The sequence below is a fragment of the Salmonella sp. SAL03688 genome (assembly GCF_046551895.1).
Lineage (GTDB): Bacteria > Pseudomonadota > Gammaproteobacteria > Enterobacterales > Enterobacteriaceae > Salmonella > Salmonella enterica.
Genome location: NZ_JBGDVI010000009.1, coordinates 88,180 through 111,370, shown reverse-complemented (window position 1 = coordinate 111,370; position 23,191 = coordinate 88,180). Strand labels below are relative to the sequence as shown.

The following is a 23,191-nucleotide window of genomic DNA, read 5'->3' as shown; positions in this document are numbered from 1 at the left end:
CCCCAGTTTATCAAAAGTTTTTGCCAAACGTATTACATTGCGCCGGGTCACCGCTGTCAAATCCACGCTTAAACCAGCTGTAGCGCTGTTCTGAGGTGCCGTGGGTAAAACTATCCGGCACGACGCGCCCCTGCCCCTGTTGCTGTAAGCGATCGTCGCCGATAGCCTGTGCGGCATTGAGCGCCTCTTCCAGATCGCCCGCCTCCAGTACGCCTTGCTGCTGCATACTGTGTCCCCACACGCCAGCAAAGCAATCCGCCTGTAGCTCCATGCGCACCGAAAGGCGATTCACCTCCGTTTGCGACGCGTTTTGCTGCAACTGGCGTACTTTCGGCTCAATACCTAACAGTTTTTGTACGTGGTGGCCGACTTCGTGGGCGATGACATAACCCTGGGCAAAATCACCGTCCGCGCCCAGCTTATTTTTCATATCATCGTAAAATGAGAGATCGATATAAACGGTGCCGTCCGCCGGGCAGTAAAACGGCCCCATCACGGACTGACCCGCACCACAGCCGGTACGCGTCATACCACGGTACATCACCAGTTTTGGCTGCTGATAGCCGCGGCCCATTTTTTGAAAGAGTTGCCCCCAGGTATCTTCGGTCGTCGCCAGGATCACCGAGGTAAATTTTGCCGCTTCATCATCATTGGGGCTTATCGAACGCGTCGACTGCTGCTGCGAAACCGGCTGACCGGTCAACAGACCGGTTAAATCCACCCCATAGTACCCTGCGACCAACACCACCACCAACAGAATGATGCCGCCTTTCCCGCGCGGAAGACGAAAGCCAGGGCCCCCCAGCGAAGGGCCGCCAGGCCGATTACGTCTGTCCTCTACATTGTTGCTTTCACGACGCCCTTGCCAGCGCATAATCACCTCATTCTCTCTTTGTTATACAGATGATCGTAGGCGGTCAGGCGCAGGATTACCACAGGTAAACGCTATCAGAATGAGGAAAGGATGATACCGGAGAGCGGTTGCCCCCCGGTCAGAAGCGGAATTAATCTAATTTCACGCCCAGGCGATGCGCGACGGCTTCATAGGCTTCAATCAGACCGCCCAGACTCTGGCGGAAGCGGTCTTTGTCCATTTTGTCCAGCGTCTCTTTATCCCACAGGCGGCTGCCGTCCGGCGAAAACTCATCGCCCAGCACCACTTCGCCTTTATACAGGCCAAACTCCAGTTTGAAATCCACCAGGATAAGACCCGCGTCATCAAACAGTTTTTTCAGTACGTCGTTGGCTTTGTAGGTTAGCTCTTTCATACGCGCCAGATTTTCCTGACTTACCCAACCGAACGTTTCACAGTAGGAACTATTCACCATCGGGTCGTGCAGCGCGTCGTTTTTCAGGAACAGATCGAATATCGGCGGGTTAAGCTCCATGCCTTCTTCCACGCCCAGACGCTTGACCAGCGACCCAGCCGCACGGTTGCGCACCACACATTCAACCGGCACCATCTCCAGCTTCTTCACCAGACACTCGGTATCAGACAGCAAACGTTCCATCTGGGTCGGGATGCCCGCCTCGGCCAGTTTGGTCATAATGAAATGGTTGAATTTGTTATTTACCATGCCCTTGCGATCAAACTGTTCAATGCGCGCGCCATCCCCTGCTGACGTATCATTGCGGAATTCGAGCACCAACAGGTCCGGGTTTTCCGTGCTGTATACGGTTTTCGCTTTACCACGATACAACTCAGCTTGCTTTTGCATCTTTAACACTCCTGGGTGTGAATTAACGATAAGTATTCATTTCCTGCTACGCCTGCCGGAGACGCCGGCCTGTAATTGTGGTGCGAAATAGCGGTTAAATCGCGTTTTTGTACCGACGCACACGTTTGCGTATCTTATCAGAAAAAAGGGCCGGATTACTCCAGCCCTGTTAAATTACTTGTTGAACGCTGCCTGGAAGACGGCAACCAGCGCGTCGTTCTGGCTTTGCGTCAGAGTATGCCCCTTAGGATCGATAAACTGCAAGCTGCTGCGGTTATCTAAATCGCCAACCTGCAATTTATAGTCTCCGGATGCCAGGCCCGGGTCGCTAGCGCCCAGATCCCGCCAGTCGCTGTCAGACAACGGTTTGTACGTTACCGCCATGCTGCCCTGAGAGCGAGTGCTGTCGGTGACTTTCATGCCCACTTTTTCCAGCGCGGCCGGGAGGCGCTGCCACACGAGGTTGAACGGACCGCGAACGACCAGCATAGGTAAACCGGTATCATCAGCGGCGCTCTGCACATCCATCGTTGCGGCGGAACGGTTCTGCGCGGCATTTGCCGCATCCGTAGCGGTCTTATCCAGACCGGCGGAAATGACGTTCATCATTTCAGTGCTATAGCGCTGCAGCGACGCCGCGTCAGCGACCGGCTTGCCAGCCTGTTCCAGATTAACCAGTTTTACCGTTACCGCCTGCTGATAGCCCTGCGGCTTCACCGAGATTTGATAACGTCCACGATACTGTTCGTCTTCATCCAGGCGGTTCCAGTTCACCCAATCGGTCGTCAGGGTCTGGCTGGCATCGTCACGTTTTTCAATCGGATAATTTTTCGCCTGAATCACGCTGACGACTTGCGGCCACAGCGTGCTGCTACGACCATTTTCCACCAATAGCGTAGCGGTATCGCCAGAGAACTGGGTACGCGCGCCGCTCACTAACGCTAACGGCTGCGCTGGCGGACGGATATCCAACGCCTTACCAACCGCGCCGCTCCCCTTCGTGACCGGAATAACGTAGTCGCCGGTCGTTATCGGCAGGATCATTCCTGCCGGGGCGTGAAGTTCAGCAAGCGGCGCGGCATCCAGATAGGATTCATCGCCGCTTACCTGGCGCTTGTAGCGCGAATCGGAACTACAGGCAGCGAGCAGCAAAACAAGCGAAACACCCGCAACCTTCGCCAGGCGCGACTTTTGTACTGAGTAAGCCATCAAATCTCCCTAAACTTTACAGCAGGCCAGCATGCTGAAGCGCTGCTTTGACGATGTCACGACCATGGTCCGTGATAGGCGTCATTGGCAGGCGCAGCGTGTCGGTCGCCACAAGACCCAATGCCTTACATGCCCATTTCACCGGGATAGGATTGGGTTCGACAAATAGTTTGTTGTGTAACGGCATCAGACGCTGGTTGATAGCGCGCGCCTCGGCAAATTGCCCTTCCGCCGCCAGTTTGCACATGTCAGCCATCTCGCGCGCCGCTACGTTAGCCGTAACGGAAATCACGCCATGACCACCCAGTTGCATAAAGTCCAGCGCAGACGCGTCATCGCCGCTAAGCAGAATAAAATCGTCTGAAACCAGCTCTTTGATCTGGTGAACGCGGGTTAAGTTCCCTGTCGCCTCTTTGATAGCGATAATATTTTTTATTTCCGCCAGACGACCCACGGTTTCCGGCAACATATCGCAACCGGTACGGGACGGCACATTATACAGAATTTGCGGCAAGTCAGTGTGTTCCGCGATGGCTTTGAAATGCTGGAACAAACCTTCCTGCGTGGGACGATTGTAGTACGGCGTTACCGTCAGGCAGCCTACAATACCGCTATCGTTAAAACGCTGCGTCAGGCTAATCGCTTCCGCGGTCGCGTTTGCGCCCGTGCCGGCGATAACCGGAATACGTCCGTCAGCCAGTTCCAGCGTCATCATCACGACATCGCCATGTTCATCATGGCTTAGCGTGGCAGACTCGCCGGTAGTGCCAACCGAAACAATCGCCGAGGTACCGTTGGCGACATGATAATCAATGAGTTTTTTCAGGCAAGACCTACTGACGTTACCTTTCTCATCCATCGGCGTAACAAGCGCGACAATACTTCCCGTGAACATGGGCCATCCTCTGTGCAAACAAGTCTCTCAATGGTACGTTTGGTATGGCAATAAAAGCAAGCGACCAAAGCCGTTCTGATTGTTGTATGCAGGTTTTTTTTATGGTTTCCTTAAGATTACCTCACCGCTCAAAGGAATAACTGGTTTGACACCGTCATCACAACACTATTTGGTTATCACTGCGCTGGGCGCCGACAGGCCCGGTATTGTGAATACCATTACTCGCCATGTCAGCAGTTGCGGCTGTAATATCGAAGACAGCCGACTGGCGATGCTGGGCGATGAATTCACGTTTATTATGCTGTTGTCCGGCACGTGGAACGCGATTACCTTGATTGAATCGACATTGCCGTTAAAAGGCGCGGAGCTGGATCTGCTGATTGTGATGAAACGGACGTCCGACCGTCCCCGCCCGGCAATGCCCGCGACGGTATGGGTTCAGGTTGAGGTCGCCGACTCCCCGCATTTAATTGAGCGATTCACCGCGCTGTTTAATAGTCATGAAATGAATATTGCGGAGCTGGTCTCCCGCACGCAGCCGGCTGAAGGTGATAAAGCTGCGCAATTATTTATTCAAATCACCGCACATAGCCCGGCGTCGCAAAATTCCGCAAATATTGAGCAAGCCTTTAAAGCACTATGTACAGAACTCAATGCGCAAGGCAGTATAAACGTCGTCAATTACTCACAACATGATGAACAGGATGGAGTTAAGTAATGAATCCACTGAAAGCCGGTGATATCGCACCGAAATTTAGCTTGCCGGATCAAGACGGGGAACAAGTAAATTTGACCGACTTCCAGGGACAGCGCGTTCTGGTTTATTTCTACCCAAAAGCCATGACACCCGGCTGTACCGTGCAGGCCTGCGGCTTACGCGATAACATGGACGAGCTCAAAAAAGCAGGCGTGGACGTGCTGGGCATCAGCACCGATAAACCTGAAAAACTCTCCCGTTTCGCTGAAAAAGAGCTGCTGAACTTTACCCTTTTGTCCGATGAAAACCATCAGGTGTGTGAACAGTTCGGCGTCTGGGGCGAAAAGTCGTTTATGGGCAAAACGTATGACGGCATTCACCGCATCAGCTTTTTGATTGACGCTGATGGTAAGATTGAGCACGTCTTTAATGATTTTAAAACCAGCAATCACCATGATGTGGTGCTGAACTGGCTGAAAGAAAACGCGTAAAAGCCTCAGGCCGCGCTGATGTGCGGCCTGGAAAGGGAATGCGCCGTCAGGCTTGCCGCGCCAGACGCCATATCGCCGCCACATTGCGCGCCGACAGGCTCAGGTTATATTCCGCCTCGTGTAAGGCTTCCGGCAGCGTAACGATATGCGACAAAATCGACAGCGCCGCATCGATACCCTGCTGATACACAACGTGATGATCGTGTTGCAGCCCACCGGCGAGCGCGATAACCGGTTTATGATACCGCTTCGCCACTCTGGCGACGCCAATCGGCGTCTTGCCGCAAATACTTTGGCTGTCCAGCCGACCTTCTCCGGTAATCACCAGATCGGCATCTTTAACCGCCTGCTCAAGCTGTAGCGTTTCCACGACAATCTCTACGCCGGCGCGTAATTCCGCATTGAGCAACCCTAAAAGCGCGGCGCCCATTCCACCTGCCGCGCCCGCGCCGGGAGCATTAATCACCTCACGTCCCGTAGCCTGATAAATATGCCGGCCCCAGTTTTCCAGCGCCGCGTCCAGGGTGTTCACCATTTCCGCTGTCGCCCCTTTTTGTGGGCCAAAAATGGCCGATGCGCCCTGGGGACCACACAGCGGATTGTTGACATCGCACGCCACGGTTATCGATACCTTACGCAGCAATGGGTGACAACCGGACAGATCGATAGAGGCCAGCGCCGCCAGCGCCTCGCCGCCCGGAGAAAGCGAGCGCCCCTGTTTATCGCGCAATATAACGCCAAGCGCCTGCATCATCCCCGCGCCGCCGTCATTCGTCGCGCTGCCGCCAATTCCCAGAATAATACGCTTTACGCCACGCTCCAGCGCCGCGACGATTAACTCGCCGGTGCCGTAGCTGGTGGTATTAAGCGGGTTGCGCAATTCAGGCGAAACGTGATGCAGCCCGGATGCCGCCGCCATTTCAATCACGGCGGTATCGCTATCGCCCAGCATTCCCCAGCGCGCGGCCACCGGTTGCCCAAGCGGGCCTTGTACCCACTGGTCGACATAACGCCCGCCGCTGGCCTCCACCATTGATTGTACGGTTCCTTCCCCACCATCCGCCATGGGCACTTTAACGTAGTCGGCGTCAGGATAAATTTCGCGGAACCCCTTTTCTATCGCCTCAGCGACCGCCATTGCGGACAAACTTTCTTTAAATGAATCAGGAGCAATAACAATTTTCATAGGGATTATCCTGCAAAACCAAAGAAACCGAACATCAGAGTAGAAATAAAGGTAATGGCTAACCCCACCAGCGTTTCATACGGCATTAGCTTTAAACGTTCATGAATTTGCATATTGACGCTGCCGCCCGTCGCGTGGAAAAAGCTGCCGTGCGGCAGATGGTCCAGCACCGTGGCGCCCGCATGGATCATAGCGGCTCCCGCCAGGGCGGAAACGCCAAGTTCAAGTAACGTGGGAGAGAAAACGCCGGACGCCACCGCCGTTCCCGCCGTGGTTGAGGCCGTCGCCATTGACATCATGGCGCCAGACACGGGCGCCAGCAGCCAGGACGGCAATCCCGAAGCGGTGAGGCCATGAATCAGGACATCTTTAAGTTCGGAATTAGCGATAATGCCGGCCAGCGTACCGGTTCCCAGCAACATAATAGCGACAGGCGCCATACGCATCAGACCGGCGACCATGTACTGGTTACAGTGGCGCGCGCGTCCCATCAACAGCAGACCGACCAATCCCCCTACGGGCAGGGCAATTAACGGGTCAATGGAAATGCCGGCAAACGGACGGAGAGAAAGCAGGAAAATAGCGACCAGCGGCGCGCTAATCGCCACCAGAAAGCCGGGTCTGGCGACGGAGTCATCATGGTGAGTCACTTCATGATCGGCGACGCCCGCGCCTTTATTATTCAGCCGTTTCGCTAACAGATAGGCGATAATAAGCCCAACGATGCCCGGAACCACGCCCGCCAGCATAATAGAGGTAAGAGGAACATGAAACGCATCGGAGGCGGCAATAGCGTTCGGGTTGGGTGACATCACGTTACCCGCTTTGCCGCCGCCGACCATCGCCAGCAGAATAGCGCTTTTTGACAGCCCTGCATTACGCGCAATCGACAGCGCAATCGGCGCGACGGTAATCACCGCCACATCAATAAATACGCCGACGGCGGTCAGACATAGTGTGGCAATGGCTAATGCCAATAACGCCCGGGTTTCCCCCACTTTGCGGACAATCGTCTCAGCAATCGTATTCGCCGCCCCGGACTCAATTAATACGCCCGCCAGTACGCCTGCGGCCAGAATACGCAATACGGCATTAACGATGCCCTGCGCGCCTGACACCATCAACGACACGGTTTGCAGAAGATCGGCGCCGCCAATCAAACCGCCGACCAGCGCGCCCGCCATCATGCCGTAGGCTGGCGACACTTTTCTTAAAATTAATACGATGGCCACAACCAATGCGGCAATGGCTCCCAGGGTGGATATCGACGTCATATACTGCGCCTCCTTTAACATGGAGCGCGCAGTATGGAAAAACCCGCCTAAAAATCCGCTGGAGCTTTCAACAAATTTCGATTCGACCTGGCAGCGGTAACTTGTCGGACGGTACAGATTCGGCCTGGAGCTCCATACCGATATAAAGCCAAAGCGTACTTTTTAACTCATTGATTTTTATGTGCGTAATATCCTCACAGCGCTGTAAGCGATAGCGCAATGTATTCACATGAATATGCAATGCTTTGGCCGTTTGCGTCAGGTCACAATTATGTTCAAACCAGGTCCGCAGCGTCTGTTGCAATACGCCTTTCGCGTCATGTTGCGCCAGTTGCAGCCACAGACGCGATAACTCCTGCACTTGCCAACTTTCAGACAGCCCGCTTAGCAGCGCGGGAAGCGCGTGGTCATGATAAAAAATGTACTGGCTGCGCAGCTTTTGTCTTTTCGCCATCGCCTGCGTGGCTCTCGCAGTGAGCAAAGATCGGTGCAATCCCGTCTCGCCGGCAAAATAGCCCCCAACCAAAATACGGCTAAAGCCCGATGATGCAGCCCATGATTTAAAAATCTGCAATTCACCCATTTCCTGGCGGGTATTCCACTTTCCCTCTTTTAACGTGATAGGCTTAATAATGATTAATTCATTAAATTCGGTAAACGTCACCAAATGGTTGCGCGCGTGATTCTCGAAATAATCCATTACATTGCGCAGCGCTTCGCGATCCGGCTGGGAAAGTTCAATAATCAGCACCACTCTGGGAACCGCCAGATCAATGCCCAGATAGGCCGCCATAGAGCGCAACGACTCTGTTGAATTTTCTCGCAAAATCAATTGGTTGATCAGCTCTTCGCGATAGCGTTTATCCCACTGTCGCTGTTCGATCAGCACCATATGCTCGATCACCAGCTCCGCCGCCATTTTAACCAGCTCGGCATACGCGCGAACCTCCTCCGGTTCGCCGGTAATGCCGACCACGCCGATAAGCTGTTCATGAAAAGAGATGGGAAGATTAATGCCGGATCGCACGCCTTTTAGCTGATTGGCGGTAGCGGAATCAATTTCTACAATACGGTTTTCCTTCAGCGCCAGAATGGCTCCTTCATGACGCTGGCGAAGCCGCGAAGGTTCGCCAGACGCGATAATGACGCCATGTTCATCCATGACGTTTACCGAGTAAGGAATAATTTTCATGGCTCGCTGTACAATTTGCCGCGCGGTATACCCTTTCAAGTAATGTTTTCTCAACACACTCATTCCCTGTTTCGTTATCGCTTCACATTAAAAAAACAATCTCGCATCAATGATGTCACTTATTAACGAATTTCTCAGAAGAATGCTTAGGCTAAGTCACCAAATTTTGGCGGCTTTACAGCGAGAATTTTGTAGGTTCCGACAATAAAAATGCCGCAACACGGTGCGGCATTAAAAAAAGAGCGGCTTTCTAAGCGCTTGTCCCTCATCAGGCGTGCGCAAAATGGCGGCAGGGCACTATGATGTCGTTCACGCTTTACAACTTTTGTACAGGCCGCTCAGGATGAGGCATCTGTCACCTGACCATCCGGCCAGGCATGGACAACGGCTTTAATCAGCGTCGCCAATGGAATGGCGAAAAACACTCCCCAGAAACCCCACAGACCGCCGAAAATCACCACTGACAGAATAATCACCAGCGGATGCAAATTCACCGCTTCGGAGAAAAGTACCGGTACCAGCAGATTGCCATCCAGCGCCTGAATAATCAGATAAACGGCAAAACAGCTCCAGAATTCCGTCCCCAGGCCAAACTGAAACAGCGCGACGCCCACCACCGGAATTGTCACCACAAAGGCGCCGATATAGGGGATCAGGACCGAAAAGCCCACCAGTACCGCCAACAGTAGCGAATAGTTGAGGCCAAACAGCAAAAAGCCCAGCCAGGTCGCCACGCCCACCACCACCATCTCCAGCACTTTTCCGCGGATATAGTTGGTGATCTGCTGATTCATCTCATTCCACACCTGCCCCGCCAGCCCGCGATTACGCGGCAGCACGCGGCGCACGGCATTCAGCATCTGCTCTTTATCTTTTACCAGGAAAAAGACCATCAGCGGCACCAGCACCAGATATACCGCCAGCGTCAGTAGCCCGACTAACGAAGCCAGCGAATACTTCACCACCGAATCGCCCATGTTAAGCATCCGGGTACGCATGTTTTCCGCCATCGCATCAATAATGCCCGCATCCATCAGCGCCGGATAGCGTCGCGGCAAGGTCGCGGCAAAATCGGACAGTTTATTCAGCATACCGGGCATATCACGAATCAGGTAAATACCCTGCTGCCAGGCAATCGGCATCACCACAAACGCCATTAATAACAGAATGCCGACAAAGAGGATAAGGACAATGGAGGCTGCCCAGCGCCGGGAACAGCCAATCGCCTGCAGGCGCGCCGTCGGCCACTCCAGCAGGTAGGCCAGTACGATAGCGACCAGCAGCGGCGCTAACAGGCCGCTAAAGAAAAAGAGGATGCTAAAACCAGCCACCAGAATGACCAGCAAGGCAATCGCCTCCGGGTCGCTGAAGCGACGGCGATACCATTGCATTAACATTTCGAGCATAAAACCCTTCCCAGAACTCAACTGCGGGATTGTGATGCCGAATTGTATCGAAATGTCACAAAAAAGACTTCGCTTTTTATCGTTGATTCAGGAAACTAAAATAGTGAGTCTGTGCTCATCACAGTTACACTTATGAAGTGTCGGAGCGTGGAACGATATTTCACGACGTTGGTCAAAGGGCTATCTCAAAACAACAGGATAGAGGTTATGTTCAGGCAGTTGAAAAAAAACCTGGTGGCAACCCTCATTGCAGCATTGGCTCTCGGTCAGGTCGCGCCCGCATTTGCCGACCCTGCCGACACGCTGCCCGATATGGGAACCTCGGCAGGAAGCACGCTTTCTATCGGACAAGAGATGCAAATGGGCGACTTTTATGTGCGCCAGCTACGCGGCAGCGCGCCGTTAATCAACGATCCGCTGCTGGTGCAATACATTAACGCGCTGGGTATGCGTCTGGTCTCGCACGCCGACTCCGTCAAAACGCCCTTCCATTTTTTCTTGATCAATAATGACGAAATCAACGCGTTCGCGTTCTTTGGCGGCAATGTGGTGCTGCACTCGGCACTTTTTCGCTACGCGGATAACGAAAGCCAGCTAGCTTCAGTCATGGCGCATGAAATCTCCCACGTGACGCAGCGCCACCTGGCGCGCGCGATGGAAGATCAAAAGCGCAGCGCGCCGCTTACCTGGGTGGGCGCGCTGGGTTCCATTTTGCTGGCCATGGCCAGCCCACAGGCCGGTATGGCGGCGCTAACCGGTACTCTGGCGGGAACGCGCCAGGGAATGATAAGTTTCACCCAGCAAAATGAGCAAGAAGCCGACCGTATTGGTATTCAGGTACTGCAACGCGCCGGATTTGACCCACAGGCGATGCCCTCTTTCCTCGAAAAACTGCTCGACCAGGCGCGTTACTCCACGCGACCGCCTGAAATTTTGCTCACTCACCCCTTACCGGAAAGCCGCCTTGCGGATGCCCGCAACCGTGCCAACCAGATGCGCCCGGTCGTGGTGCAATCTTCCGCCGACTTTTATTTCGCCAAAGCGCGCGCCCTGGGAATGTACAATTCCGGACGTAACCAGCTCACCAGCGACCTGCTGGATCAGTGGTCTAAAGGCAACGTGCGTCAGCAACATGCGGCGCAATATGGCCGGGCGTTGCAGGCGATGGAAGCGAGCAAGTACGATGAAGCGCGCAAAACGTTGCAGCCGCTGTTAAGCGCGGAACCGAACAATGCCTGGTATCTTGACCTCGCCACCGATATTGACCTGGGGCAGAAAAGAGCCAACGACGCGATTAATCGCCTGAAAAATGCCCGCGATCTGCGCGTTAATCCTGTGCTGCAGTTAAACCTCGCCAATGCGTACCTCCAGGGAGGCCAGCCGAAAGCGGCGGAAACCATTCTGAATCGCTACACCTTTAGCCATAAAGATGACGGTAACGGCTGGGATCTGCTCGCTCAGGCCGAAGCCGCGCTGAACAACCGCGATCAGGAGCTGGCGGCGCGCGCTGAAAGTTATGCGCTGGCGGGACGACTGGATCAGGCAATTTCACTGCTCAGTAGCGCCAGCGCCCAGGCAAAACTGGGTAGCCAGCAACAGGCGCGTTACGATGCGCGTATCGACCAGTTGCGCCAGTTACAGGAACGCTTCAAGCCATACACGAAAATGTAATCGCCGTTTATTAGCCGGATGGCGTCACAAGGAGAACTCATGACCGACACGATTAAAATCTACCATAACCCGCGCTGCTCGAAGAGCCGCGACACGCTGAACCTGCTGAAATCTAACGGCGTGGAACCGGAAGTGGTGCTTTATCTGGATACGCCCGCCGATGCCGCCACCGTGCGGGAACTGCTGCGTATGTTGGGCATGTCCAGCGCGCGCGAACTGATGCGCCAGAAAGAAGATCTCTATAAAACGCTTCACCTGGCGGATAGCCAGCTAAGTGAAGAGGCGTTAATCCAGGCGCTGGTTGAACACCCTAAACTGATGGAGCGCCCCATTGTGGTGGCAAATGGTCAGGCGCGCATTGGCCGACCGCCTGAGCAGGTACTGGACATCCTCGGTTAACCGTTGAACGCCGCCGTCGCGGCGTATTACAGTTTCAGAATCTCTTTGACAAACGGGATCGTCAATTTTCGCTGGGCAGTGATCGACGCATGATCGAGCTGATCCAGCGTCATAAACAGCGTACGCATTTCGCGATCAAGACGTTTGAGTAAAAACCGCCCGACATCTTCCGGCAGTTCAAACCCCCGTAACCGGGCGCGCAACTGTAGCGCCTGAAGTTTGTCTTCATCGGAAAGAGGCTGGAGTTTATAGATTTGCCCCCAGTCCAGACGGGAAGCGAGATCGGGCAAGCCCAGATTTAACTGTCTTGGCGGACGATCGCCGGTGATCAATAACCGCGTCTTACCGGACTCCAGAATGCGGTTATAGAGATCAAAGATCGCCATCTCCCACAGTTCATCGCCAGCGACACACTCAATGTTATCAATACACACCAGCGAGAGGTGTTCCATACCGTCGAGCACTTCCGGCACGAACCAGGTACGTTTATCGAGCGGGACGTAGCCTACCGCATCTCCACGCTGCGACAATTCAGCGCAGGCGGCGTGCAGCAAATGGCTGCGGCCCGCGCCTTCACGCGCCCAAAGGTAGATATATCCACTATGTTCCTGGCGCAACACGTTTTGTAACGCGGCCAGTAGAGAGGCGTTATCCCCCGGCCAGAAACTTGCGAAAGTTTCGTCGTCAGGAAGATAAAGTGGCAAAGAGAGCTGTGCCGGTGTGTTCAGAGATACCTCAACCCAGGATGACATAAAATCGCGCTGAGTTTACCACATAATTCCCTTGAGATAGAACCGGGCAGCATCGCTGCCCGGCAACCCGTTACTGATGCGGAGGCTCCGCATCATTTGCCTCCAGTACCACTTCTTCCGGACGCAACAGGCTAATCAGTTTAAAAATCAGGCTCAGGCAAATCCCGACGATGGTCGCCAGCGCCATCCCTTTCAATTCTGCCGCGCCGATATGCACTTTCGCGCCGCTCACGCCGATGATCAAAATCACCGAGGTGAGGATCAGGTTTTGCGCTTTGTTGTAGTCGACTTTTGATTCGATCAATACGCGAATCCCCGACGCGCCGATAACGCCGTACAACAGCAGCGAGACGCCGCCCATCACGGGTAACGGGATAATCTGAATCGCCGCCGCCAGTTTGCCAACACAGGAAAGCAGAATGGCGAAAATCGCCGCGCCGCCGATAACCCAGGTACTGTAAACGCGGGTGATCGCCATGACGCCAATATTTTCCCCATAGGTGGTATTCGGCGTGGAGCCGAAGAAACCGGAAACGATCGTCGATAGTCCGTTAGCGAACATTGAGCGGTGCAAACCGGGATCGCGCACTAAATCTTTTTTGACGATATTCGCCGTCACCACCAGATGACCGACATGCTCGGCGATCACGACCAACGCCGCGGGCAGAATCGTCAGGATCGCGAACCATTCAAAACGCGGCGTATAGAAAGTCGGTAGCGCAAACCAGTGTGCCTGGGCAATCGGCGTGGTATCGACCACTCCCAGCGCGAATGACAGCGCATAGCCTGCCAGCACGCCGATCAAAATCGGAATGATCGCCAGGAAACCGCGAAACAGTACGGAGCCGAACACCGTCACCGCCAGCGTGACCATGGAGATGATAATTGTTTTCGTGTCCGGCGACTGCCCTTGCGCAGGCAGCAATCCGGCCATCCCCGCCGCGACGCCAGCCAGCTCCAGACCGATGACGGCAACGATTGCGCCCATTGCCGCAGGCGGGAACATCACATCCAGCCAGCCGGTGCCCGCTTTTTTAACGATGAAAGAGACCAGACAGAACAGCACGCCGCACATAATAAAACCGCCCAGCGCCACTTCATAACCCAGCGGCAACAACAGTAATACCGGGGAAATAAAGGCAAAGCTCGATCCGAGGTAGGCCGGAATTTTACCTTTGCAGATAAAGAGATACAGCAGCGTTCCGATACCGTTAAACAGCAGCACCGTCGCGGGGTTGATATGAAACAGAACTGGCACCAGCACGGTCGCGCCAAACATGGCGAAAAGGTGCTGTAAACTAAGCGGGATTGTCTGTAAAAGCGGCGGTCTTTCACTCACCCCGATAGCACGGCGCGTCATAGTGTTTTCCTCTAAGTGTGTTTGTTATGAGTTGTTTTATTCAAAAAAAAGCCGACTCTTAAAGTCGGCTTTTAATTATTTATTCACTTATTTGGTACCAAAAATCTTATCGCCGGCATCGCCAAGCCCCGGAATAATGTATCCGTGCTCGTTAAGCCCCTGATCGATAGAGGCGGTGTACAGTTCAACGTCCGGGTGCGCTTTTTCCAGCGCCGCAATGCCTTCCGGCGCGGCGACCAGCACCAGCACCTTAATGCTGCTACAGCCTGCTTTTTTCAGCAGGTCGATGGTCGCGATGACAGAACCGCCGGTCGCCAGCATCGGGTCGACGATCAGCGCCATGCGCTCATCAATGTTCGATACCAGTTTCTGGAAATAAGGTACTGGCTCAAGCGTCTCTTCGTTACGGTACATCCCGACTACGCTGATACGCGCGCTCGGTACATTTTCCAGAACGCCTTCCATCATACCCAGACCCGCGCGCAGAATCGGCACAACGGTAATTTTTTTACCTTTGATCTGGTCGATTTCCACCGGGCCATTCCAGCCTTCGATGGTGACTTTTTCCGTTTCCAGGTCGGCTGTCGCTTCATACGTCAGCAGGCTGCCTACTTCTGAGGCGAGTTCACGAAAGCGTTTAGTGCTAATGTCGTTTTCACGCATCAGACCCAGCTTGTGTTTGACGAGTGGGTGTTTGACTTCCACGATCTTCATACTCTTCTCCTATCCTCAGATGACTGGCAACCACAAAAAAAATCGCCGGATTATACCGCTTTTCCTCTCTGACGCAACACAATGTATGCTTGACCTGGATCAACCAAAAGCGCAGATAGCGGAAAAGTGAGTATAAATCACTCACGTTGAAACAGGCGATAAAGGCTAACAACCGTTTGAATCTTAGCAATTTTAAGGATGAATGGCCTGTCCCGACCGCCTGTCGTAAACCAAGTGCTGGATATCCTTTTCTTTTTTACCAACAGAGAAATTTTCAAGCAGCGACCGAAACCATGCCAAAAAAATCGTCCGGATATCCAGGGCGCAGACCACGCTCGCAAACGTTTGCTTTCCCTGTTAGAATTGCGCCGAATTTAACTTTTACCGCAAGAAAAAACGTGGGGAACCAGGCAGTGACCGATAAGACCTCTCTTAGCTATAAAGATGCCGGCGTCGATATTGATGCGGGTAACGCTCTGGTTGATCGAATCAAAGGCGTAGTGAAGAAAACTCGCCGCCCGGAGGTTATGGGCGGTCTGGGCGGTTTCGGTGCGCTGTGCGCGTTGCCGCAAAAATATCGTGAACCGGTACTGGTTTCCGGCACTGACGGCGTAGGCACCAAACTTCGCCTGGCGATGGACTTAAAGCGTCACGACGCTATCGGTATTGATCTGGTGGCGATGTGCGTAAACGATCTGGTCGTTCAGGGCGCGGAACCGCTGTTTTTCCTCGATTACTATGCCACGGGTAAACTGGATGTCGATACCGCTGCCAGCGTGATCAACGGTATTGCCGAAGGCTGCCTGCAATCCGGCTGCGCGCTGGTCGGCGGCGAGACGGCGGAAATGCCGGGCATGTATCACGGCGAAGATTACGATGTGGCGGGTTTCTGCGTCGGCGTAGTCGAAAAATCAGAAATCATCGACGGCTCCCGGGTTGCCGAAGGCGACGTGCTGATTGCGCTCGGCTCCAGCGGCCCGCACTCGAATGGATATTCGCTGGTGCGGAAAATTATTGACGTTAGCGGCTGCGACCCACAAACCACTCTGCTGGAAGGGAAGCCGCTGGCCGATCATCTGCTTGAACCGACCCGTATCTACGTAAAATCGGTTCTGGAACTGATTGAAAACGTCGATGTGCACGCTATCGCCCACCTCACCGGCGGCGGCTTTTGGGAAAATATTCCGCGCGTTCTGCCGGAGAATACCCAAGCGGTAATTAATGAGTCGTCATGGCAGTGGCCCGCCATCTTTACCTGGCTGCAAACCGCCGGTAATGTCAGCCGACATGAAATGTACCGTACCTTTAACTGCGGCGTCGGCATGGTGATTGCGCTCTCCGCTCCGGAAGCGGACAAAGCGCTTGCTCTGCTAAACGAGAAAGGTGAAAACGCATGGAAAATCGGTATCATCAAAGCCTCTGATTCCGAACAGCGTGTGGTTATTGAATAATGAATATTGTGGTGCTGATTTCCGGCAATGGAAGCAATTTACAGGCGATTATCGATGCCTGCGAAGCGAAGAAAATTAAAGGCACCCTCAGGGCAGTATTCAGCAATAAGGCCGACGCGTTCGGCCTTGAACGCGCCAGAGAAGCCGGCATTCCGGCGCAAGCGCTGACTGCCGATCGGTTTGACAGCCGCGACGCCTTCGATCGCGAGTTGATTCGCAAGATAGACGCGTATGCGCCCGATGTGGTCGTGCTGGCCGGTTTTATGCGTATTCTGAGTCCGATGTTTGTCGCGCATTACTACGGGCGTCTGCTGAATATTCACCCTTCCCTGCTGCCAAAATATCCGGGGTTGCATACCCATCGCCAGGCGCTGGAAAACGGCGATGAGGAGCACGGTACCTCAGTGCATTTCGTGACAGACGAACTCGACGGCGGCCCGGTCATTCTCCAGGCGAAGGTGCCGGTTTTTGCCGACGACAGCGAAGATGATATCACCGCACGCGTACAGACTCAGGAACATGCGATTTATCCGCTGGTGATTAGCTGGTTTGCGCAGGGGCGTCTAAAGATGCGCGATAACGCCGCCTGGCTGGACGGGCGTCGTCTGCCGCCGCAAGGTTATGCGTCTGACGAATAATACGTCATCGAACAGGACTGTGTCTGCTTGCCGGATGGCGGCATAAATGCCTATCCGGCCTACTCTTTTCCCTTCCTTTATGCTATCAGTTTATTGTCATATTTTTCTGGCGCAGTTGGACATTAACGCGTAATGCTCGCCATAATCATCAGGCAGTGTCCCGTGAATAAAACGGAGTATAGGTAGTAATGGGTCAGGAAAAGCTATATATCGAGAAAGAACTAAGCTGGTTAGCATTTAACGAACGCGTGTTACAGGAAGCGGCGGACAAATCCAACCCGTTGATTGAGCGGATGCGGTTCCTGGGAATCTATTCTAATAACCTCGACGAGTTCTACAAAGTGCGTTTCGCTGAACTGAAACGACGTATTATTATCAGCGAAGAACAGGGTTCAAATTCTCATTCACGCCATTTGTTAGGCAAAATTCAGTCCCGCGTGTTGAAAGCAGACCAGGAGTTCGACGGCCTGTACAACGAATTACTGCTGGAAATGGCGCGTAATCAAATCTTTCTGATCAACGAGCGTCAGCTCTCGGTGAACCAACAAAGCTGGTTGCGCCACTATTTTAAGCACTATTTGCGCCAGCATATTACCCCGATTCTCATTAACCGGGAGACGGATCTTGTTCAGTTTTTAAAGGATGATTACACCTATCTGGCGGTGGAGATTATCCGCGGCGACACCATCAACTATGCGCTGCTGGAGATACCGTCCGACAAAGTCCCACGCTTCGTTAATCTGCCGCCGGAAACACCGCGCAGACGCAAACCGATGATTCTTCTGGATAATATTCTGCGCTACTGCCTGGATGACATTTTTAAAGGGTTCTTCGACTATGACGCGCTTAATGCCTATTCGATGAAAATGACCCGCGATGCCGAATATGACCTGGTGCATGAGATGGAATCCAGTCTGATGGAGCTGATGTCTTCCAGCCTGAAGCAGCGCCTGACCGCTGAACCTGTGCGCTTTGTCTACCAACGCGATATGCCCGCCGCGCTGGTCGACGTGCTGCGGGAAAAACTGACGATCTCCCGGTATGACTCAATCGTACCCGGCGGGCGCTACCACAATTTTAAAGACTTTATTAATTTTCCGAATGTCGGTAAAGCCAACCTGGTCAATAAACCGTTACCGCGGTTACGCCATCTTTGGTTTGATAAAGAGAAGTTTCGTAACGGTTTCGACGCGATTCGTGAACGTGATGTGCTGCTCTATTATCCTTATCACACCTTTGAACATGTGCTGGAACTGCTGCGTCAGGCGTCGTTTGACCCAAGCGTGCTGGCGATCAAAATCAATATTTATCGCGTAGCGAAAGACTCGCGCATTATTGACTCGATGATCCATGCCGCCCATAACGGCAAAAAAGTCACCGTGGTGGTGGAGTTGCAGGCGCGCTTCGATGAAGAGGCGAATATTCACTGGGCCAAGCGGTTAACCGAAGCGGGCGTCCATGTTATTTTCTCTGCGCCTGGGCTGAAAATTCACGCCAAACTCTTTCTCATCTCACGAAAAGAGGGCGATGACGTGGTGCGTTATGCGCATATCGGCACCGGTAACTTCAACGAAAAAACGGCGCGGCTGTATACCGATTATTCGCTGCTGACCGCCGATGCGCGCATTACCAATGAAGTGCGCCGGGTCTTTAATTTTATTGAAAACCCCTATCGCCCGGTCACTTTCGATTATTTGATGGTTTCTCCACAAAACTCACGGCGTCTGCTGTATGAGATGATCGATCGTGAAATCGCCAATGCCCAGCAAGGCTTACCGTCAGGGATTACCTTAAAGCTTAACAACCTGGTCGATAAAGGGTTGGTCGACAGGCTATACGCCGCGTCGGGTTCGGGAGTCCAGGTCAATCTGCTGGTGCGCGGTATGTGCTCTCTTATTCCGCAACTGGAAGGCATTAGCGATAATATTCGCGCGATTAGCATCGTGGATCGCTATCTGGAACACGATCGGGTTTATATTTTCGAAAACGGCGGTGATAAGCAAGTTTGGCTCTCTTCAGCTGACTGGATGACGCGTAATATTGACTACCGTATCGAAGTCGCTACGCCTATCCTCGACCCGCGGCTTAAACAGCGCGTCCTGGATATCATTGACATTCTGTTTAGCGACACGGTAAAAGCGCGTTTTATCGATAAAGAACTCAGCAATCGCTACGTACCGCGCGGCAATCGCCGTAAAGTCCAGGCGCAGCTGGCAATTTATGACTACATCAAATCACTCGAGCAACCAGACTAACGCTATGCCAATTTACGATAAATCCCCCCGCCCGCAGGAGTTCGCTGCGGTCGATCTCGGCTCAAACAGCTTTCATATGGTCATTGCCCGCGTGGTTGACGGCGCAATGCAGATTATCGGGCGCTTAAAACAGCGCGTCCATCTGGCGGACGGGCTGGGCGCAGATAACAAACTCAGCGAAGAAGCCATGGAACGGGGGCTTAGCTGTCTGTCGCTGTTTGCTGAACGCTTACAAGGTTTCTCCCCTTCCAGCGTCTGTATCGTAGGCACCCATACGTTACGTCAGGCGCAAAATGCCGCTGATTTTCTCAAACGCGCGGAAAAGGTTATTCCCTACCCGATAGAGATTATTTCCGGTAACGAAGAAGCGCGCCTGATTTTTATGGGCGTAGAACATACGCAGCCGGAAAAAGGCCGCAAGCTGGTGATCGATATCGGCGGCGGGTCAACAGAGCTGGTCATTGGCGAAAACTTCGAACCCAGGCTGGTTGAAAGCCGTCGTATGGGCTGCGTGAGCTTCGCGCAGCTCTACTTTCCCGGCGGCGTTATCAATAAAGAAAACTTCCAGCGCGCCCGAATGGCGGCGGCGCAAAAACTGGAAACCTTAACCTGGCAGTATCGTATTCAGGGTTGGAACGTGGCGATGGGCGCTTCCGGTACGATTAAGGCCGCTCATGAAGTTCTCCTGGCGCTGGGTGAGAAAGATGGCTTCATTACGCCGGAGCGCCTCGATAAACTGAAGTCAGAAGTGTTGAAGCACCGCTCCTTTAATGCGCTCAGCCTGCCGGGTCTGTCTGAAGAACGAAAAGCGGTCTTTGTGCCGGGCCTGGCGATTCTGTGCGGCGTTTTTGATGCTCTGGCTATCCGCGAGCTTCGCCTTTCCGACGGCGCGTTGCGCGAAGGCGTGCTGTATGAAATGGAAGGCCGCTTCCGCCATCAGGATGTTCGCAGCCGTACCGCAAAAAGTCTGGCCAATCAATACAACATTGACAGAGAACAGGCCAGACGCGTGCTGGAAACCACCATGCAGATGTACGAACAGTGGCAGGCCCAGCAGCCAAAACTGGCGCATCCGCAGCTTGAAGCGTTGCTTCGCTGGGCGGCAATGCTGCATGAGGTTGGACTGAATATTAATCACAGCGGTTTACATCGCCATTCGGCTTATATTCTGCAACACAGCGATTTGCCCGGCTTTAATCAGGAGCAGCAAATGATGATGGCGACGCTGGTGCGTTATCATCGTAAAGCCATAAAACTGGATGATATGCCCCGCTTTACGCTGTTTAAGAAAAAACAGTATCTGCCGTTAATTCAGCTACTTCGGCTGGGCGTATTACTGAACAACCAGCGGCAGGCGACCACCACGCCGCCGACGCTGCGGCTAACGACCGATGACAGCCACTGGACGTTATGTTTTCCGCATGACTGGTTCAGCCAGAATGCGCTGGTACTGCTTGATCTGGAAAAAGAACAGCAGTACTGGGAAGCGGTAACTGACTGGCGTCTCAATATTGAGGAAGAAAGCTCGCCGGAGATCGCCGCGTAAATTGTGGATCAGACGCCGCGCCGCGCCGCGGCGTCTGCCTTTACTGAATCTCAGATAATAGCTGCGGCTCGCCAATTAAATATCCCTGAAGATAGTCGATTCCCAACGAGAGCACGACGCTTCGTATTTCTTCGCTCTCGACATACTCCGCGACGACCTGCATATTTTTCATTCGCGCTAAATGACAAATAGAAGCCACAATCTGATAATCGAGACTGTTTGACACTATATTGCGAATAAAACTGCCGTCAATTTTAAGAATATCGGCGTCAACGTTTTTCAGCCGCGCATAGCTGGCGTAGCCAGTACCGAAATCATCAATCGCTATCTGACAGCCAAACTGCTGTAGCTGTCCCAGCGTCAACTGCGCCTGCTCAGCATTGGTGAGAGAGTTGCTTTCCGTTACCTCAAAAACCAGTTGCCAGGGTTCAACCTGATATTGCGTAAGCAGCTGCTTAACTTCTGCAGGAAAACGAGCGCGGCATACCGATGTTGGCGACAGATTAATGGCAAAACGATGCGCGGGCATATATTCCCGGCTGGCCGCCATAAACCGCAGCGTGTTTTCAATCACCCAGAGATCGATAGCGGAAGACAAACCAAACTCATGCGCCACGGGTAAAAAATTGTCCGGGTTGATAACGTCGCCGTTGTCATCCCTGAGTCGCAGTAAAATTTCATGATAAACGTCCCCACGAATACCGAAAATAGGCTGCGCCATCAGGAAAAAATGATCGTGCTCCAACGCCTGTTGCAGGCGATTCATCATCGCAATTCTGCCCTTCAAATCGCGCTGCAGGTGCATTGCGCCGCGCCGCTGTAAATCCTCCGGCGCGTTAGTCGTCAACGAAAGATCGGAACTGGTGCTTAATTCGCCCAACAGCAGATAAAGGTGGCTAACCGGAGAACGCACGCAGCAGTAGCTCACGCCCACAGGCGGCTGTAGCGGCAGTCCATCCCAGATAAACCGAAACTGCTTAATATGTTTATCCAGCGCTTCAATACGCTGCTGATGCGCCTCTGTATTAAGACGCAGCACCAGGTCGTGCCCTGACATCTGGTAGACGCACTCATTTGAGGCCAGCATCGGCGTAATCCAGTGAGAGAGCTTTTGCTTATACTGGATGCGTAGCATGACGCCATAATTTTTACCCAATAGCTCCAGGCCCGGCACGTGTAAAAAACAGATCGTAGACCAGGGCGCATTTTGGAGCGCGCGGTTTAACGCACGTAAATTGGGAAGATGTACAACCGGGTCAAGATAGGCCAGCCGCCGTGCGCGACCACTCACTACGCGCTGACGCGTGGCCAGTACAGCCATATAATTAACAATAAAAGAAAAAACCAGATAGCTCGAAGAGGTAATCGCTAATTGCGTATCATAACCTGAATACCAGGGCATATAACGCTGATAATAATGAATCGACGTAATTAGCACGACGGCCCAGATAATTGAAATAAACTTATAGCCATAGCGCATCGCGCCCCACAGCATGACCGGCAATAATAACGAAAGCGTATAGTTGGTACTAAATATTGAACTATTATCAGTCAATGGCATACACAGTATAAACATTAGTGTAGTCAATACGGCCAGCCAAATAACGATCTCTTTTTTAGTGGCCTTGCTATCAATCTGTAGCTTTAATTGCTGATAATACCCCCGCAGGTGCAGCGGATTGCGGAGAGTACGAATAATAAAATAGCACAATGGCACGCCGACAAGGTTACCGACCAGTAACGCCTGGTAATTAATCAGCGTGTTGATATTAAAGGGCATTACCCCCATCAGGCTGGCTTTGCTTTCGTACATGCCAACAAAAGCGGCAAACTGGTAGATGACCAGAAATAATGTTGCTGAACAAAATACCTGCCAGAATATTCGTTGAAACAACAGGTGGGCGTCGCCGTGGGAAACATTGTTTCGCCGGGGGGAAAAGACACGATAGCCGCCCCAGCTTAGCACGATAGTAATGATAAAGTGCATCGTCACAGAAAGGGTTTCATACAGCCCTGTCTGCGGGTATCTGCGCCAGAAGATAGCAAGCACAATGCCCGGCAGTGCTGCCCAGCCGAAAAAGAGCATCAGGCTAAGCATAAAAGCTAACGGCAGGTAAAAAAGAACCACATTTCCAGTGCTGGTAAGCGCATAAGTATTTGCGCTACTTAAAACAGGTAGTAAAATCGAAGGAAGGATGAGCGGTAGTCCCCACCATTTATCTCTGATATTTATATAAGTTTTATTTAGTTTCATAGATGCTCAGCAGAACCCCCCAATCCCAAAGGGGCGTTAACAGACAGGCATCCCACCTGACTTTAAATTGATGATGCGATATA

20 protein-coding genes are annotated in these 23,191 nt (G+C 53.0%); 8 read left to right on the top strand and 12 right to left on the bottom strand.

The genetic code is table 11. The features are described from left to right. Positions 1–10: 10 nt before the first annotated feature. From ACLJR2_RS11560 to dapA, 4 genes are all read right to left on the bottom strand, one after another. Positions 11–874 carry a neutral zinc metallopeptidase gene (locus tag ACLJR2_RS11560; protein WP_001267523.1) on the bottom strand — a complete coding sequence of 288 codons (864 nt, stop codon included), beginning with the start codon at positions 872–874 and terminating at the stop codon, positions 11–13. 130 nt (positions 875–1,004) lie between these two features. After that, the gene (gene purC / locus ACLJR2_RS11555; RefSeq protein ID WP_001171630.1) at positions 1,005–1,718 is read right to left on the bottom strand and encodes a phosphoribosylaminoimidazolesuccinocarboxamide synthase; all 714 of its coding nucleotides are present in this window, start codon (positions 1,716–1,718) and stop codon (positions 1,005–1,007) included. Positions 1,719–1,892: 174 nt separating this feature from the next. Continuing rightward, positions 1,893–2,927, bottom strand: coding sequence for an outer membrane protein assembly factor BamC (bamC, locus tag ACLJR2_RS11550; protein ID WP_000331877.1), 1,035 nt, complete (start codon positions 2,925–2,927; stop codon positions 1,893–1,895). Positions 2,928–2,943: 16 nt separating this feature from the next. Further along, complete coding sequence (gene dapA, locus ACLJR2_RS11545) at positions 2,944–3,822, bottom strand: 4-hydroxy-tetrahydrodipicolinate synthase (RefSeq protein WP_000494020.1); 879 nt, start codon at positions 3,820–3,822, stop codon at positions 2,944–2,946. Positions 3,823–3,967: 145 nt separating this feature from the next. Between dapA and ACLJR2_RS11540 the strand changes: the two genes are divergently transcribed. After that, the gene (locus ACLJR2_RS11540; protein ID WP_000189061.1) at positions 3,968–4,540 is read left to right on the top strand and encodes a glycine cleavage system transcriptional repressor; all 573 of its coding nucleotides are present in this window, start codon (positions 3,968–3,970) and stop codon (positions 4,538–4,540) included. Beyond that, positions 4,540–5,010: a thioredoxin-dependent thiol peroxidase gene (gene bcp, locus ACLJR2_RS11535; RefSeq protein ID WP_001068686.1), complete on the top strand. Its 471-nt coding sequence runs from the start codon at positions 4,540–4,542 to the stop codon at positions 5,008–5,010. Before ACLJR2_RS11540 ends, bcp begins: the two co-directional genes overlap by 1 nt. Before the next feature lie 46 nt (positions 5,011–5,056). Here the strand turns inward: bcp and ACLJR2_RS11530 are convergent, their stop codons facing one another. From ACLJR2_RS11530 to ACLJR2_RS11515, 4 genes are all read right to left on the bottom strand, one after another. Beyond that, positions 5,057–6,196 (bottom strand): glycerate kinase, encoded by a 1,140-nt coding sequence (locus tag ACLJR2_RS11530; RefSeq protein ID WP_000706377.1) that lies wholly within the window; start codon positions 6,194–6,196, stop codon positions 5,057–5,059. Positions 6,197–6,201: 5 nt separating this feature from the next. Next, complete coding sequence (locus ACLJR2_RS11525) at positions 6,202–7,470, bottom strand: GntP family permease (protein ID WP_000200859.1); 1,269 nt, start codon at positions 7,468–7,470, stop codon at positions 6,202–6,204. A 67-nt stretch (positions 7,471–7,537) separates the two neighbouring features. Further along, positions 7,538–8,725, bottom strand: a complete 1,188-nt coding sequence (locus ACLJR2_RS11520) for a sugar diacid recognition domain-containing protein (RefSeq protein ID WP_001533732.1) — start codon at positions 8,723–8,725, stop codon at positions 7,538–7,540. A 275-nt stretch (positions 8,726–9,000) separates the two neighbouring features. Further along, positions 9,001–10,068, bottom strand: coding sequence for an AI-2E family transporter (locus ACLJR2_RS11515; protein WP_000892056.1), 1,068 nt, complete (start codon positions 10,066–10,068; stop codon positions 9,001–9,003). 207 nt (positions 10,069–10,275) lie between these two features. Here ACLJR2_RS11515 and bepA point away from each other — a divergent pair, with 207 nt between their 5' ends. After that, on the top strand, positions 10,276–11,739 hold the full coding sequence (bepA, locus tag ACLJR2_RS11510; protein ID WP_000489630.1) for a beta-barrel assembly-enhancing protease: 1,464 nt from the start codon (positions 10,276–10,278) through the stop codon (positions 11,737–11,739). Between the two features lie 39 nt (positions 11,740–11,778). Next, positions 11,779–12,138, top strand: coding sequence for an arsenate reductase (glutaredoxin) (gene arsC / locus ACLJR2_RS11505; RefSeq protein ID WP_000132650.1), 360 nt, complete (start codon positions 11,779–11,781; stop codon positions 12,136–12,138). A gap of 26 nt (positions 12,139–12,164) precedes the next feature. On the opposite strand, the gene ACLJR2_RS11500 is transcribed toward arsC, so the two are convergent. From ACLJR2_RS11500 to upp, 3 genes are all read right to left on the bottom strand, one after another. After that, complete coding sequence (locus ACLJR2_RS11500; RefSeq protein WP_061835882.1) at positions 12,165–12,866, bottom strand: DnaA inactivator Hda; 702 nt, start codon at positions 12,864–12,866, stop codon at positions 12,165–12,167. Positions 12,867–12,960: 94 nt separating this feature from the next. Continuing rightward, positions 12,961–14,250 carry a uracil permease gene (uraA, locus tag ACLJR2_RS11495; RefSeq protein ID WP_000198343.1) on the bottom strand — a complete coding sequence of 430 codons (1,290 nt, stop codon included), beginning with the start codon at positions 14,248–14,250 and terminating at the stop codon, positions 12,961–12,963. A gap of 87 nt (positions 14,251–14,337) precedes the next feature. Beyond that, a complete protein-coding gene (gene upp, locus ACLJR2_RS11490) occupies positions 14,338–14,964 on the bottom strand; it encodes a uracil phosphoribosyltransferase (protein WP_000706208.1) in 627 nt (208 codons plus the stop codon). Between the two features lie 413 nt (positions 14,965–15,377). On the opposite strand from upp, the gene purM reads away from it, so the two are divergent. From purM to ppx, 4 genes are all read left to right on the top strand, one after another. Continuing rightward, the gene (purM, locus tag ACLJR2_RS11485; RefSeq protein WP_000130477.1) at positions 15,378–16,415 is read left to right on the top strand and encodes a phosphoribosylformylglycinamidine cyclo-ligase; all 1,038 of its coding nucleotides are present in this window, start codon (positions 15,378–15,380) and stop codon (positions 16,413–16,415) included. Further along, positions 16,415–17,053, top strand: coding sequence for a phosphoribosylglycinamide formyltransferase (purN, locus tag ACLJR2_RS11480; RefSeq protein ID WP_001028589.1), 639 nt, complete (start codon positions 16,415–16,417; stop codon positions 17,051–17,053). Before purM ends, purN begins: the two co-directional genes overlap by 1 nt. Before the next feature lie 188 nt (positions 17,054–17,241). Continuing rightward, positions 17,242–19,308 carry a polyphosphate kinase 1 gene (gene ppk1, locus ACLJR2_RS11475; protein WP_000529555.1) on the top strand — a complete coding sequence of 689 codons (2,067 nt, stop codon included), beginning with the start codon at positions 17,242–17,244 and terminating at the stop codon, positions 19,306–19,308. A 4-nt stretch (positions 19,309–19,312) separates the two neighbouring features. Continuing rightward, a complete protein-coding gene (ppx, locus tag ACLJR2_RS11470) occupies positions 19,313–20,854 on the top strand; it encodes an exopolyphosphatase (protein ID WP_043991101.1) in 1,542 nt (513 codons plus the stop codon). 40 nt (positions 20,855–20,894) lie between these two features. On the opposite strand, the gene ACLJR2_RS11465 is transcribed toward ppx, so the two are convergent. Further along, positions 20,895–23,108 carry a sensor domain-containing phosphodiesterase gene (locus ACLJR2_RS11465; protein ID WP_000773642.1) on the bottom strand — a complete coding sequence of 738 codons (2,214 nt, stop codon included), beginning with the start codon at positions 23,106–23,108 and terminating at the stop codon, positions 20,895–20,897. Positions 23,109–23,191 lie beyond the last annotated feature (83 nt).